This window comes from 'Nostoc azollae' 0708, from assembly GCF_000196515.1.
In the GTDB taxonomy this organism is placed as follows: domain Bacteria; phylum Cyanobacteriota; class Cyanobacteriia; order Cyanobacteriales; family Nostocaceae; genus Trichormus_B; species Trichormus_B azollae.
The window spans coordinates 504,610-519,224 of sequence record NC_014248.1; the positions used below are offsets into that span (position 1 = coordinate 504,610).

The window sequence follows — 14,615 nt, forward strand, 5'->3', positions numbered from 1 at the left end:
ATCAAATACTAGTGCTATAGCAGTGGTGCAAGAGCAATAATGGTGTCAAAAATTGATTGTATTAAACCGTTTGAATAAAGCTATTTCTGCCTGCGCTTCACTCTCCAAAGCCAAACGAAATTCTTCTGGATTTGGTTCTTCCAACTCCAAAGCAGTTAAAAAAATCCGTGCCATGGGTAAATCTGCATTCTTTCGAAGTGTATCAATTGTACTTACCACATTATTGTGACGATAGAGATTCAACACATTTCTGAATACCAGTTGCTGACGGGTACTGATTGTTACCCAAAACTTAATACGTTCAACAATTAACCCTACCGCCAATACAGAAGACAGTAGCAGCGGCCACATGACCACACCACCTGCTGTAAACAGATTTTTGATATCCATGTCCGGTTTTCAAGCCCTTAGTAGTAGATTGTCTAACTAGTTTAGCAACTATAGCTCCTATAACTTCTCAATTCAAATTAGAGCAAATAAAACTATCTATTAATCTTTTGTTACATCTTCGGAAATGGATACAGTCTATCCTGTGGTTAAAATCGCTGTAATTATTTGCTGGTAAGAGATTATGGCTAACATCCACAAATACAAAAGCTAAAAGTGATTAATTGACATTTACAGATAATTTCTGTTAATCTGCCAAAGTTACTGAAAATAGGTAGCAATAAATTATGAATTTTTCCAGTACAGACCTAGAGTAGCGAGAAGACGAATTAAAGACACGGACCACCTTTTTAACCTATAGTTTCATTGGCTCGTTGACTCTACATATTGGGTTGCTGGCTTCTGCTATTGGGAATCTACTCACGAAAGTGCCCCAAGAAGAGCCAGTATAAATCACTTTTGTAGAGATTCCACCGGAAGAAATAAAACCTATACAACAACCAGAAGAAGACATAAAACCTAAAGTTGTTGATAATTCACAGATTTTCACCAGTACAAATAATCATTCTGATTCCTCTCCGAGCGGAGTTCTACCGCAACCACAAAAAAACACAGTAGTTTCGTCTCAACCTGCTGTGATTCTGGCTCCGAAAACAGAACCTCTCAAACCTTTACCTTCGATTACAAAGGAAAGTGGCTCTTCATTACATATGATGCTAAATTTCGTTCACAAAAACAAGGAAAACCTTATCATGCAATAAAAACTGGCATTATTTATTAACATTTTAGAGGTTGGTCGTAGATTCTAGCTTTTTGCCTTTTTTGCCTTTATTTTTGGACGAAATTTTTATATTTAATTAATAGTTTGGCATAACAGGTACTGAAGAACCTGAAAAGTTACTCGAAGCAGGGAAACCCTTCCACCGCAGTGGCTCAACTTTTCAAGACATATTCTTGCAGAAAAATTAGTCTGCGTCTCTGCTACATTATTAAATGTACTTCAGTTTGGAATGAGCAGCCAAAATAATTTTTTCTGTTTCCTTCCAACTAATACATTTGTCAGTTACTGAAACACCATATTGTAATTCTTCACGTTTCCCTGTAATTGGTTGACTACCTTCATATAAATTTGATTCCAGCATCATTCCTACAATTGAGGTATTACCATCGACGATTTGCTGAATTACATTTTCTAACACAAGAGATTGTAATCTGTAGTCCTTATTCGTATTACCATGACTACAATCAATCACTATTCTCGGGGGTAAATTTTCTGCTTTCAATTGTTCCTCAACTAGTCTGATACTTTCTGGATCAAAGTTAGGCTGATTTCCACCACGTAAAATTACATGACCATGAGCATTTCCTCTAGTTTGAAATACACTGACCTGTCCTTTTTGATTAATTCCTAAGAAATTATGTGGAGTTTTCGCTGATTTTAAAGCATTTAAAGCTACATGAATATTACCATCGGTACCATTTTTAAAACCCACTGGCATAGAAAGACCACTAGCCATTTCTCTGTGAGTTTGTGATTCAGTTGTCCTAGCTCCAATTGCTGACCAAGCAACCAATTCACTAATATATTGAGGGATGATGGGATCAAGTGCTTCTGTGGCAGTTGGTAAACCTAATTCCGCTAATGTTAATAACAGATTCCTGGCGATTAATATACCGTGTTCTACATGGAAAGAATCATCCATCTCTGGATCATTAATTAAACCCTTCCAGCCTACAGTTGTTCTTGGTTTTTCAAAATAGACCCGCATAATCAGCACCAGTTTATCTTGAACTTTCTCTGCTAGAACTTTCAATTTTTCAGCATATTCTATAGCAGCTTTTGGATCGTGGATTGAACATGGACCAACTACAATAAATTTTCTGATATCTTGAAAATCAAGAATATCTTCTATTTGTTGTCTGAATTTCAAAATTGTGTTTTCAGCATATTTCGTTAGAGGTAATTTTGCTTTGACTTCATTGGGAGTTAAGAGAACGTGCGAACTTTTAATGTTAGTGTTAATTAATTTGTTGATCATGGTGTAAATCTCTAGCCTGGCTTATGTAATCTTATTTTGTGTGTAGATGAATACTATATACAGTATAAACGAAAAATATCAGTAAGCCAATAATTATAATTAGTGTATTTAAATAATAAATAAAATTAATTGCTCACTCTAGTAAATTTATCATTGGACATAAATTTTTAGCCTCAATTGCTAGTAACGCCGTAAATTCAAAATTCAGATGAAGTTGCATAGAATCATAAAATTATATTTTCATGACAATTACGGCAGATAAATGCAGATGAAGATAGATGAATTAATTGATTTTATGATTCTGTGCAATCTCTTATGGACTGGGTATATAGCAGGAGTCAGAAGTCAGGAGTAAAACTCTCTTGGTGTCTAGGTTTCAATTTATATTCTGTACCTCATTGATCTTCAATCTGCTGTAACTAGCAATTTACGTTATTAGCTGAATAATGAGTTTAATTGCATATAGCTTAATAACCAATTTGCTGCTGTTGCTCTCCGAGTTTGTCGAGGTCCAAATTCACCAATCTTGTAACCTTTAAAACCTAACTTTTGTTTGAGTATTTGTTTATTTTCTTGAGGAATAGAGCGAGTTAATTTCATAGTTCCGCGTCGAGATCCTAGAAAATTAGGTGGTTCTGGGTATTCATGTTGCCATTCTACTGCTACAGAACTACTATCCCATTTTTCAGATATGGAATCGTAGCGATAGCCTAAGTAATGCCATACTAATTGGTTGACAGTAGAATCGTCAATTGTATCATTGATGATTGCCCAAATTGTTTGTGTGTTGAGTGGTGGTAGGTTAGACATAAGCAAGTTAAAGTTTGTCAGTGATCAGTTGTCAACTAATTGCATAAAAGCAAAAAAAATTTTACTACCTAGATAGATTTCTAAAGACAGGCTTGATTCTATCATTTTAGAAAAATGCTAGAAGATTTATTGGTTACAACCAAGAAACATAACCAGAAGAAGCTACACTTTGCTTTTTCCCACTAATCAATCAATCACAACCCCCACCTCCTGGAGTTTCGATCACAAAAATATCCCCTAGTTGCATCTCTACAGTTGCTGTACTACCTAAGATTTCCTCAGTGCCATTTTGACGTTGTACCCAGTTGTGTCCTACCTGTCTCCCTGCTGCACCATTTAATCCAAAGGGAGGAAGTAAACGATGGCTAGAGAGAATATTTGCAGTCATCTTTTCTAAAAATTTAATACGGCGAATTACCCTACTTCCACCCGAATATTTTCCTTTTCCTCGACTATGAGGACGTAAACTAAAACTTTCCACCTGCACAGGATGACGGGTTTCTAAAACTTCAGGATCAGTTAAACGAGAATTAGTCATGTGGGTATGAACCCCATCGCTACCATCAAAATTAATTCCTGCACCAGAACCGGCACAAATAGTTTCATAATATTGATATTGTTGATTACCAAAAATGAAATTATTCATTGTTCCTTGGGAAGCGGCCATCACACCCAAAGCACCATATAAAGCATCAACAATAGTTTGCGAAGTTTCTATATTACCTGCTAATACTGCTGCTGGATAAGTTGGTTTTAACATACAACCTTCCTTTAGGGATAATGATTTACAAAGGTTTGAGACAACCTGCATTGAGAGAAATATTATCATCAGCTAAAGTCCGAAATACATATAAAACGGCAGCTTGAGTTACAGCTTTGGGGGTATTGAAGTTACTATTTAATTGTGCAGATGTCCCTATAAAATCAACTTTTGCACGACGATTATACCGGTCAATTGTTATCACTACTTGGATTATTGCACCGCTATCGATTTCATAAATAGATGAACCATCTTTCAAAATATCAACTGCGCGTGTGACTGACTCCTCCGCATTATCTTGGACAAACTGCATATAAGGATTAACTGTTTCTAGTTGATATTGATTGACCATTTTCACAAGTTCTTGAACTCCCCTTTTATTTATTAGCAGCAATTTGGGCTTTTAAATCGGCAATGTTTTGCTCAGAATTACGACTAGGATAAGGATGATTTAATAAGAATTCTCTTACTGCTGCTTCTTGAAATTCTTCCTCTGCAACTAAGAGAAAATTATCAAAAATCATTCCTTCTTCTTCTACTGTGGTACTGTGAGGAGCCATAGAACCGGGAGTAATACCACCAATATCCGCTTAGTGCCCACGGGAAGCAACGGAAAAAAATATTTTGGCGTCTCTCTAAAAAGACGGGGGTAATGGCTGTGACATGAGGTAAATGTGTTCCACCGTTATAGGGGTTATTTGATAAATACACATTTCCTGGTTTGATATTGTGGCCTTAAGCATTTATTAAACTGCGGACACTTTCACTCATTGAGCCTAAGTGTACAGGAATATGAAGAGCATTAGCAACTAATAAACCAGAAACATCAAAAATAGCACAGGAAAAATCTAGACGCTCTTTAATATTGACTGATACTGATGCTGCTGTATATTGCAAAATAATTCCCATTTGTTCTAAGATGAGATGAACTGATAGAGATTTTTAGATATTTCTAAACGGACTGGATCTGGTTGAGATGTGGTGTACATCTTTAACCCTATTTCCAACTTCAAAATAAACGTTAGGGTGGCTTTCTTTGCATCAATCTAGTCTACTTTATCAGATGTTTCTAAATCGTATCTAGCTTAATACTTAATTCCCGCAATTTTGATGCTTCACGTTCTGCTCTTTTAGTTTCTAATTCCGTAATTTCTAATTCTAGAATTCCTAATTATGCGGTTTCTTCAGGTGTGCTTACTAAATTCCCTTCAGATGTGAAATAACGTAATAAACCCTCATGAATTAATTCCTAAATACAAACTCAATTATTCACTCCATAAATGTCCTTCTTATTGGTTCCTATTGGTTGATATTTGCCATTTATTAACTGAGAACCTACAAATTATAATGTATAAGGGTCAAACCAAAAATATTCTGGTGTGCGGAAAGTATCTTGATAAAGTTCCTTTTTAGATTCTCTAACAGTTTTAGCTATTGTTGGTGAGAGAATTTCGACAATTACATGAGGATATTTACCGTCTTGTTCCCACACTACCCAACTTTTACGGGTTTTGCGTTCAGTTCCTAAGACTACAAAAAAATCAGGTCCCCGAAAGTTTTCGGTTTTTCTCTAGTTAGGACTATAATAAATACTTAAATTTCCCGCAGCATCGAAATCAGTTCTATCCTTCCATAACCATTTAAGACATTTAATTAAGACCATAACTGGCTCTAAATGTAGTTCTGTTTCCACTGGTGGTTTATATAGTGATAAACCACTGGGAGGAAAAATTACATCTTCAGAGATATTTTGTTCATCTACTAATTCTTGAGTAATCATCATGATATGATAGCAAGTAGTTATGTGTTGATTTTAGCATTAATTACAGTAGCTATAAATCTAATTAAACAAGACGTTGCAAAATTAAATGATTACGCTTAGTTAATATGGCTTGCCAGTTAGGTTCAACTACAATGGTGCTGGTTTTTTCAACAATGATTGCATGCAGTACTGTTTATAGAATCTTCTGGTTGTAAATCTTCTCGTAGATAAACTGGTGTATCATCCTATTTTTCACGTCACGAGTAAATATTTTTACTATTTCTACAGGCTGGGGTGTTTCCTCTCCAGGGCGTTTACGAATGATGACTGGTTCTTCAGGAGTATCCATTTTTTGGATTACTTCTACAAAAATAGATTCAATAATTAATAGTTTTTCAGTTTGAATAAAACCATATCTTGATTTATCTTCAGTTTCAAGACGATGTTGTATTAAGGTCACATCTGAGGTAAAGTCAACTGTGAAAATTGAATTATTACCCTCATACTTTAAATTAACTTTTTCGATTACTTCTTCTTCTAGTTTGATTTCTTCTTGGTGGTTTAATCCGCTACGGAATTCGATTTATAAACATGCTATTAATTGCTGTAGTTGAGGAATTAGTGCTTGCTTTAAAGGCTGTTCTACTCTGGGTACTCTGGTAGTTATCACGTCAGCTAACCCCATTCCATAAGCAGAAAGAACTCCAGCAAAATGGTGCAAAAATATCTTTTGTATTCCTAAAGTATCAGCAATTAAACAAGTAACTTGTCCACCTCCACCACCAAAATAACACAGTACATATTGACTGACATCATAACCACGTTGGAGGTGGATTTTTTTAATAGCATTTGCCATATTTTCAAGAGCAATGCTAATAAAACCCGATGCAACTTGTTAAGGAGTACGACTATTTCCTGTCACACATGCGATATCTTCAGCTACTTGGGTAAATTTGTGAATGACAATTTCTTTATCTAGGGGTAAATTACCTTCACTACCAAAAACTGCAGGGAAATATGCAGGCTGAATTTTGCCTAACATGACCTTAGCATCTGTGACTGTTAATAGTCCTCCACGTCGGTAAGAAGCTGGTCCAGGATTTGATCCAGCAGATTCTGCTCCTACACGATAACTAGAACCATCAAAATCTAAAATTGAACGCCACCCGCAGCAATGGTATTAATTGCTAATACGGGAACTCGCATCTGCGCACCTGCAATTTCTGAATCTAGTTGTCTTTCATATTCTCCTTTAAAGTGAGCAACATCTGTACTTGTTCCTCCCATATCAAAGGTAATAATTAAATCAGAACCTGCTCTTTTCCTACTTTGAACTGCACCGACAATACCACCAGCAGGACCAGTTAAAATGCTATCTTTCCCTTGAAATTTTTGTGCGTTGGTTAACCCTCCATCGGATTTCATAAACATTAATTTTACGTTGGGTAAGTGACTAGCTACTTGCTTAACATAGCGACGGAGAATAGGAGTTAAATAACCATCAACAACGATTGTATCTCCTCTGCTGATGAGTTTTATTAATGGACTTATTTGAGGGGATATAGAGATTTGTATAAATCCGATTTCTTGGGTAATTGTAGCTACTTATTGTTCATGTTTAGCATAGCGATCACTGTGCATAAATACAATTGCACAACTTCTAATTCCTGTGTTGTAAACTGTTTGTAAATCTTCTTTAAATTGTTCAATATTTACAGGTGTTAATTCATGTCCATTACCATCATATCTCTCATCTACCTCAATTACTTTCTCATAAATTATGCTAGGTAAAATAATTTGTCTGGCAAATATATTGGGGCGATTTTGATAAGCAATTCTCAAGGGATCTTTAAATCCTTTAGTAATGACCAAAGTTACTCTATCTCCATGTCTTTCTAAGAGCGCACTTCTAGCTACTGTTGTTCCCATTTTAACTATTTCTATACCTTTGCTGGGAATAGACTCTTTAGCAGACATTCCGATAATATCCCGAATTCCTTGGATAACTGCATTTTCATATTGTTCAGGATTGTCTGATAATAATTTATAGACTATTACCCATTGATGGTTAGGTAGAGGGACAATTAAAAAACGTTCTGTATAACTTAGGAGTCTCTTTATTATTGTCTGATTCTTGGTGACAGCAACAATATCTGTAAATGTGCCACCTCTGTCTGCAAAAGTTTTCAACATTTTAGCCTATACAGATATTGTTAAATCCTGAAACAAGGTAAAAAGCTCTACACAAATATCTTTAACTATATCAGGTGATATTTTATATTCTGTCGCCCAGCCGCTGTAAGCCCAATTTCCACAATAGCTATAATAAGCATCTACTTGAGTTATTTCGTCCCAAATTGAATGAAATTCTATGTGATCTAATTTGTAGGGGGCGCTAAAACTAAAAGTACCATCTTCAGATGATTGTTGCCAAAAACATACTTTCAACATCCCATCTATTAATGACTCTGCATTAGGTATGAACATTTTAAATCCTTCAAACATTTTTTCGCACCATAATTCCGCTTCACTTGTATTTTCAGGGAAATACTTTCTGACAACTTCCGACATTTTTAACAAATATTGGTGCACTTCAAAATTGCCAAGTAAGACTTTTTCAAAGTCAGATGAATTTCTGTGCATTTTGTTGGTCTTTGGATTAATTTTGACTAAGGGGTTTTTATTATAGCAATTTGATGTGATTTTTGATAGCTTGCGTGGGCAGGAAAGTAGAGAGGCAGGGGTGTAGGGAGTTTTTCAGTGCAAGGCCCAGGATATTTTCACAAATATCAAAATATATGAAGTGAAAGAATCTAATAAGCCCAAAAAGCTGATTCAGCCTACTTTCTTCTCTTCTGTCTCCTGCCATTTTAATTTTGGATTGGTATTGGAGAACCAGAGGCACGGCAGGTAATATTTTAAGTTTTAGATTGTTTAATCCCAAATCTAAAATCGTAATCATTCAGCTAATGCCTAACGGCACGCTACGCGAACAGCCATCAGCAGTCCACTTTTTCAGGCTAACACCAAAAATACCTGTTTCATAATTAACCAATTTCTCAAACATTCTGACTCCTGACTCCTGACTTCTGAAGTCTTAGCTAAAATTTACAATTTTGCTCTCTCCTTAACGAAATATTTCTGCAAAAAATTGTCGCATTGCTTTCCAAGAACGCTGCTCTACAGTTGGGTTATAAAGTGAGCCCTTGGGACCGTTTTTTGCTTCTGGATTAGTAAAGGAATGAACTGCACCACCGTAGGATATTAATTGCCAATCTACATTGGCTTGTCGCATTTCTCTTTCAAAGCCTTGGACTTGTTCTTGTGGGATAAAGGGATCATTGGCTCCATGTAATACTAAAACCTTTGACTTGATGTTTTTGGCATCTTCGGGGTTGGGGGTATCGAGGTTGCTATGAAAACTGGCTACACCTTGAATATTAGCACCAGTACGTGCTAATTCTAAGACTGTACCACCACCGAAGCAGTAACCAATGGCAGCAATACGTTTGGGATCAGTTAATTGATATTTTTGTAAAACTTGTACTCCAGCATTGACGCGATCGCGCATTAATGATCTATTATCACGATAAATTTTTGCTTGCGTTCCTGACTCTTGGATATTTTCTGGTCTGATCCCTTTACCATAAATATCAGCCGCAAAGGCAACATAACCCAGTTTGGCTAGTTGCTCAGTTCTTTTTTTTGTAAAAGACTGTAAGCCAGTCCAGTCGTGAACCACTAACACAGTAGGACGCTTTCCCTTGATCGCGTCATTATAAGCCAAATACCCTCCTAATACTGTATCACATTGCTTGTATTCAATTGTTTTGGTCTTAATAGCTGCCAATACATCCATAGTGGTAAATAATATAACCACAGGTGTAAACAAAACAGAAAGTAGAGTTTTCATGATGCTGTAAATACTAAGACACTCATCACCCTTGATTATCCCCGTAAAGCCAACCAAAACGGGTGCAATCTCATACCCCCTACTTCAAAAATTTTACTTCTGCTTTATGGCTGATTTTCAGCAATTCATAAGACTGCCATTCTAGCAAGGTTAAATTGTTTAGTAGCGGTACATTATTAGTTAATAAATAAAAACCATTGTTCCGCTTATTAATCGGCTACTAACATAAAACCATGAGTGCAACTGCTATTATTTCTCAAAATCCTCTACTCCAAGGCTTTGGTTTACCTGCATTTGCAGAGATTACACCAGAACAAGTAGAACCAGCTTTCAGGCATCTGTTAGCAGATTTGGAACAACAGCTAAATATTTTAGAAGCTAATGTCCAACCTACTTGGGATGGTTTAGTAGAACCTCTAGAAAAGCTAACAGAAAGGCTGCATTGGAGTTGGGGCATCCTGAACCATCTAATGGGTGTTCAAAATAGCCCAGAGCTACGGATAGCTTATCAAAAGGTTCAGCCACTAGTAGTACAGTTTATTAATACCCTTGGACAAAGTAAACCTATATACAAGGCTTTTAAAGCACTCCGCGCCAGCGATACTTGGGAAACCTTAGAATCAGCCCAGCAGCGGATTATTGAAGCGGCTATTCGAGATGCAAAATTGTCTGGTGTCGGCTTAGAAGGACAAGCGCGAGAGCGTTTTAATGCTATTCAGATGGAGTTAGCGGAACTGGCTACCAAGTTTTCTAATCATCTTTTGGATGCGACTACAGCTTTTAGCTTAATTCTCACTACCAAAGCAGAAATAGAGGGTTTACCTAGCAGTTTACTAAGTTTAGCTGCCCAAGCTGCTCGCATTGCTGGAGAAGAATATGCGACTCCAGAAACAGGTCCTTGGCATATTACGTTGGATTTTCCCAGTTATTTCCCGTTTATGCAGCACAGCACTAGGCGGGATTTGCGCGAAAAACTTTACAAGGCTTATATTACCCGTGCTTCTTTCGGGGAATTGGATAATAATCCTTTGATTGAACGTATTTTAGAACTGCGGCAAGAATTGTCAGAGTTACTTAGCTTTGATAATTTTGCTGAATTGAGTTTGGCTAGTAAGATGGCGAAGAATGTCCCCGCAGTGGAAAAGCTGTTAGAAGAACTACGCCAAGCTAGTTATGATGCGGCTGTTAAAGATTTAGAAGCACTTAAAGCTTTTGCTCAATCCAAGGGAGCAGCAGAAGCAGATAATTTACAACATTGGGATATCAGCTTTTGGGCTGAACGTCAAAGAGAAGAAAAATTTGCTTTTACTGAAGAGGAATTACGTCCTTATTTCCCTCTTCCCCAGGTGCTAGATGGTTTATTTGGGCTAATTAAACGCCTGTTTGGTGTAACGGTGACACCAGCTGATGGTCAAGCCCCTGTTTGGCATGAAGATGTACGCTATTTTAAAATCTCTGATAAATATGCTAATGCGATCGCCTACTTTTATCTAGACCCCTACAGCCGTCCCGCTGAAAAACGTGGTGGTGCTTGGATGGATGCCTGTATTCATCGCCGCAAAATCACAGAACTTGGTATAACTAGCATCCGCTTACCTGTAGCTTATTTGATTTGCAACCAAACTCCTCCAGTTGATCACAAGCCTAGTTTAATGACTTTTGATGAAGTTGAAACCTTATTCCACGAATTTGGACATGGTTTACACCACATGCTCACCAAGGTTAATTATACTGGAGCTGCAGGCATCAATAACGTTGAATGGGATGCAGTAGAATTACCTAGTCAATTCATGGAAAACTGGTGTTATGACCGTCCCACTTTGTTTGATATGGCTAAACATTATGAAACAGGTAAACCTCTACCAGAACATTATTATCAAAAGCTCTTAGCATCACGTAATTATATGAGTGGTTCGGCAATGTTGCGTCAAATTCACCTCAGCAGCGTGGACTTAGAACTACACTACCGCTATCGTCCTAGTGGTGACGAAACTCCCATAGATGTGCGTCAACGCATTGCTAAAACCACTACCGTTTTACCGCCACTACCTGAAGATGGTTTTCTATGTGCATTCGGTCACATTTTTGAAGGAGGTTATGCAGCCGGTTACTACAGCTACAAATGGGCTGAAGTTCTCAGTGCGGATGCTTTTGCTGCTTTTGAAGAAGCTGGACTAGAAGATGAAGAAGCAATTTATGTTACTGGTAGACTTTACAGAGACACAGTATTAGCACTGGGCGGTAGTATGCACCCAATGGAAGTTTTTCAAGCCTTCCGACATCGAGAACCGAGTACCACGGCTTTACTCAAACATAATGGTTTGTTGCCTACTATCTAAAAACTGTTTTGGGCGGAGTTTACCCGCCCTTCAAGTTCGTAATCCGAAATATCCTCTTGTCGGACCACAATTACAGCAGGAGTCAGGAGTCAGGAGTCAGGAGTCAGAAGTCAGGAGTCAGAAGTCAGGAGTCAGAAGTCAGGAGTCAGAAGTCAGGAGTCAGGAGTAAAAATTGCTTCCTGTCTAGGTTTCAATTTAGATTCTGTCCCTCATTTATCTGCAATCTGCGGTATGTTAGTGCATTTTCTTTATCTTCTTTACACCCTGTTTCCTTCCACCTTAATGCTTACGAAAAATTATATTTTTGAAGTAAAATTCTGTATTGTTTGGATAATTGATAGAATATTCTTTTATTTATTTAACTTTTTTAGTAAAAGTTAAAATAAGTCTAATTTAGAGAAATTAATTTAGATTAAAAATAGTAACTAATATCATATTTCGTAAAGTTTATTAGGCTAAATTGAGAGTATGCTTAATCTATGGAAAGTCTAGTTGCAATTTTAAGTAACTAATCGCAAAGAAACTTAACCTTTTATTAGTTTTTTGCTCATTGGTTAATTTGAGTTGTCATGATTAAAGACTGATGACTAAATACCAATAAGTAAATCCAATGACCAATGACTAAGCTTTATTTGCGCCTAATTACTGACTAGATTTTTGAGTGAAGCGGAGAACATCAGTTCTGATGCTCAGTACTAGCAGGGAAACCCAAAGAAACCTTAAGAACAATTACGGAAGATGATACGAAAAATTTTGCTGGCTGTCTCTGGACTGGGACACGCAGAAGAAATGATGAAGACATTGAAAGAAATGCCATCTATCCTATCTGCAAAAGTCACAGTTCTGCACGTTGTACCCCCACAAAGCACTGCAGCTGCAATGACGGATAAATGGGAAGAAGGTGGCAAAATTCTGGCTAATGCCATACAGTCTTTGAATTTAGACCCTAGTCGGGTTTCTTCTATTTTGAGACAAGGTGATCCCAAAGATGTAGTTTGTCAAGTAGCTGAAGAAATGGATGCTGACTTAATTATTATGGGTTCAAGAGGACTGAAGCGACTACAATCAATTTTAGCTAACTCTGTCAGCCAGTATGTTTTCCAGTTGTCTTCTCGTCCCATGTTGTTGGTTAAAGATGACATTTATGTCAAAAGAATTAAGCGCATCATGGTTGCTTCAGATAATTCAGAAGCATCAACAAATTGCTTGAAAATAGCTTTATTTTTGTTGCAAGGTGTTGAAGGTGGTCAGTTGATTCTGTCACATATCAATACAGATTTATGCGGAAAATTGTCAGGAATTACTGATATCAAGCCAGAAAGAAATTCAGTTTTGGGAAATGCCGTTGCAGAAGCTGAAAAACAAAATATTCCTGTCCGTTGTGTAACCAGCAGTGGTAAACCTGGTGAAGAAATTTGCCGTTTAGCTGAAGAACTGAATGTGGACTTATTGCTGCTGGGTTCTCCAGACCGTCGTCCATCTATTGCTAAGAAATTTGTCGATTTAGATCGTCTTATTGGCGCTTCTTTATCTGATTATGTGCGAGTTAATGCGCCTTGTCCGGTATTGTTGGCGCGGACTGTAGGATAAATAGTAAGGGTGTAGGGTAAAAACTTAATTTCTACCTTCTGCATTTTGCCTGTTACTTTTTACGTCCTCAAAAATAAAAACCTTCTACACCAATGGTGGAGAGGTTTTTATTTCATCTCCAAACTCTTAGTTTTTTCCACCTTCTCGGCTGGCAGTTTGGATGTAAAGAATTATTAAAAAAACAGAGGGAACAAGCACAAACAAAATGCTTGCTACAAACCCCAGGTCATTAACTTGCATGGCAAGATCGCCTCTCTTTAAATTAATTTTCAGTCATTAATTTTAGAATAGCACCTTAGATGACAGAGTTATCCCAAGTTTTCTGTGTCTGCAAATACTAATCTCCAGGTAATAGAGAAATTTAAGGCTTGGTGATAACGCTGACAGGTCCATTAACCATGGTTTGACAGGCTAAACGATAGTTATCGGGCTTGTTCTTAAATTTGCGGTTTTCAAAATCGGTACGGGGTGAGAGGTTTTCTAGTCCTTCAACAACTTCGACAATGCAGGTAGCACACTGGCCGTAACCACCGCAGTTTGTCATTTTTCCCAAGAACTTATAGATATCAATGCCATTTTCTATGGCTTTGAGTCGGAGGTTGGCACCATCTGCCGCCACTATTTCTTTATTCTCTTTGACGAATTTGATGTTTCCCATAACTGTTTCCTCTCTGAGTGTAAGTGTGGCTTTTGGCTTTTTTTTGGTCTAGCTTGTTACATTATTTTACTTAATCATACTAATTTTTTATTGCAAAATATTAAGATATATAATATACAAAGTTTTAAAAAAATAAGGTCACAAAAAATAGGACAGGTGTATTTTACCTGTCCACAAAATTGAAGATAAATTAATTTATCTGAAACCAACTGCTGCTTGCCAAACGAAAGCAAGTAACAAGAAGAAAACAGGAATTACTGGGAGTACATCTACCAAGGGCTCGAAGATTTGGTAAGCTTCAGGCAGTTTTGCTAATAATAGTGCGGCTTCCATGTTTGTTTAAATCCAACTAATCCA

Annotated in this window: 10 protein-coding genes and 4 pseudogenes; 3 read left to right on the plus strand and 11 right to left on the minus strand. The window is 37.1% G+C overall.

The window, feature by feature from the left end:
- Window positions 1-17: 17 nt before the first annotated feature.
- The 8 genes and pseudogenes from AAZO_RS02370 to AAZO_RS02410 all read right to left on the minus strand — a co-directional run.
- A pseudogene (locus AAZO_RS02370) lies at window positions 18-390 on the minus strand (MotA/TolQ/ExbB proton channel family protein); the annotation flags it as partial.
- A 986-nt stretch (window positions 391-1,376) separates the two neighbouring features.
- Entirely contained in the window at window positions 1,377-2,426 is a 1,050-nt protein-coding gene (locus AAZO_RS02375) for a 3-deoxy-7-phosphoheptulonate synthase (protein ID WP_013190032.1), read from the minus strand.
- A gap of 435 nt (window positions 2,427-2,861) precedes the next feature.
- Window positions 2,862-3,236 carry a DUF1823 family protein gene (locus tag AAZO_RS02380; protein WP_013190033.1) on the minus strand — a complete coding sequence of 125 codons (375 nt, stop codon included), beginning with the start codon at window positions 3,234-3,236 and terminating at the stop codon, window positions 2,862-2,864.
- Between the two features lie 190 nt (window positions 3,237-3,426).
- Window positions 3,427-4,985, minus strand: a pseudogene (locus tag AAZO_RS02385) (hydantoinase B/oxoprolinase family protein).
- 80 nt (window positions 4,986-5,065) lie between these two features.
- A pseudogene (locus AAZO_RS02390) lies at window positions 5,066-5,779 on the minus strand (Uma2 family endonuclease).
- A gap of 61 nt (window positions 5,780-5,840) precedes the next feature.
- Window positions 5,841-7,951: pseudogene (locus tag AAZO_RS02395) on the minus strand (hydantoinase/oxoprolinase family protein).
- Window positions 7,952-7,957: 6 nt separating this feature from the next.
- The gene (locus AAZO_RS02400; protein ID WP_228371459.1) at window positions 7,958-8,329 is read right to left on the minus strand and encodes a hypothetical protein; all 372 of its coding nucleotides are present in this window, start codon (window positions 8,327-8,329) and stop codon (window positions 7,958-7,960) included.
- A gap of 556 nt (window positions 8,330-8,885) precedes the next feature.
- Window positions 8,886-9,671 (minus strand): dienelactone hydrolase family protein, encoded by a 786-nt coding sequence (locus AAZO_RS02410; RefSeq protein WP_013190037.1) that lies wholly within the window; start codon window positions 9,669-9,671, stop codon window positions 8,886-8,888.
- 233 nt (window positions 9,672-9,904) lie between these two features.
- On the opposite strand from AAZO_RS02410, the gene AAZO_RS02415 reads away from it, so the two are divergent.
- From AAZO_RS02415 to AAZO_RS02420, 3 genes are all read left to right on the plus strand, one after another.
- Window positions 9,905-12,010 (plus strand): M3 family metallopeptidase, encoded by a 2,106-nt coding sequence (locus tag AAZO_RS02415; RefSeq protein ID WP_013190038.1) that lies wholly within the window; start codon window positions 9,905-9,907, stop codon window positions 12,008-12,010.
- Entirely contained in the window at window positions 11,988-12,179 is a 192-nt protein-coding gene (locus AAZO_RS34770) for a hypothetical protein (protein WP_187289583.1), read from the plus strand. Before AAZO_RS02415 ends, AAZO_RS34770 begins: the two co-directional genes overlap by 23 nt.
- 569 nt (window positions 12,180-12,748) lie before the next feature.
- Window positions 12,749-13,600: a universal stress protein gene (locus AAZO_RS02420; RefSeq protein ID WP_013190039.1), complete on the plus strand. Its 852-nt coding sequence runs from the start codon at window positions 12,749-12,751 to the stop codon at window positions 13,598-13,600.
- A 126-nt stretch (window positions 13,601-13,726) separates the two neighbouring features.
- Here AAZO_RS02420 and psbM read toward each other — a convergent pair whose 3' ends face one another.
- The 3 genes from psbM to AAZO_RS28385 form a co-directional block, all read right to left on the minus strand.
- Window positions 13,727-13,840: a photosystem II reaction center protein PsbM gene (gene psbM / locus AAZO_RS28380; protein ID WP_013190040.1), complete on the minus strand. Its 114-nt coding sequence runs from the start codon at window positions 13,838-13,840 to the stop codon at window positions 13,727-13,729.
- A 121-nt stretch (window positions 13,841-13,961) separates the two neighbouring features.
- Entirely contained in the window at window positions 13,962-14,258 is a 297-nt protein-coding gene (locus AAZO_RS02425) for a 2Fe-2S iron-sulfur cluster-binding protein (RefSeq protein ID WP_013190041.1), read from the minus strand.
- A gap of 195 nt (window positions 14,259-14,453) precedes the next feature.
- Window positions 14,454-14,591, minus strand: a complete 138-nt coding sequence (locus AAZO_RS28385; RefSeq protein ID WP_013190042.1) for a photosystem II reaction center protein K — start codon at window positions 14,589-14,591, stop codon at window positions 14,454-14,456.
- Window positions 14,592-14,615: the final 24 nt, after the last annotated feature.

Bases quoted from the DNA above. Each gene is read 5' to 3' on its own strand.
- AAZO_RS02420 (WP_013190039.1), top strand. From the start codon at position 12,749: ATGATACGAAAAATTTTGCTGGCTGTCTCTGGACTGGGACACGCAGAA.
- AAZO_RS28385 (WP_013190042.1), bottom strand. From the start codon at position 14,591: ATGGAAGCCGCACTATTATTAGCAAAACTGCCTGAAGCTTACCAAATC.
- psbM (WP_013190040.1), bottom strand. From the start codon at position 13,840: ATGCAAGTTAATGACCTGGGGTTTGTAGCAAGCATTTTGTTTGTGCTT.
- AAZO_RS02410 (WP_013190037.1), bottom strand. From the start codon at position 9,671: ATGAAAACTCTACTTTCTGTTTTGTTTACACCTGTGGTTATATTATTT.
- AAZO_RS34770 (WP_187289583.1), top strand. From the start codon at position 11,988: ATGGTTTGTTGCCTACTATCTAAAAACTGTTTTGGGCGGAGTTTACCC.
- AAZO_RS02375 (WP_013190032.1), bottom strand. From the start codon at position 2,426: ATGATCAACAAATTAATTAACACTAACATTAAAAGTTCGCACGTTCTC.
- AAZO_RS02400 (WP_228371459.1), bottom strand. From the start codon at position 8,329: ATGTCGGAAGTTGTCAGAAAGTATTTCCCTGAAAATACAAGTGAAGCG.
- AAZO_RS02380 (WP_013190033.1), bottom strand. From the start codon at position 3,236: ATGTCTAACCTACCACCACTCAACACACAAACAATTTGGGCAATCATC.
- AAZO_RS02425 (WP_013190041.1), bottom strand. From the start codon at position 14,258: ATGGGAAACATCAAATTCGTCAAAGAGAATAAAGAAATAGTGGCGGCA.
- AAZO_RS02415 (WP_013190038.1), top strand. From the start codon at position 9,905: ATGAGTGCAACTGCTATTATTTCTCAAAATCCTCTACTCCAAGGCTTT.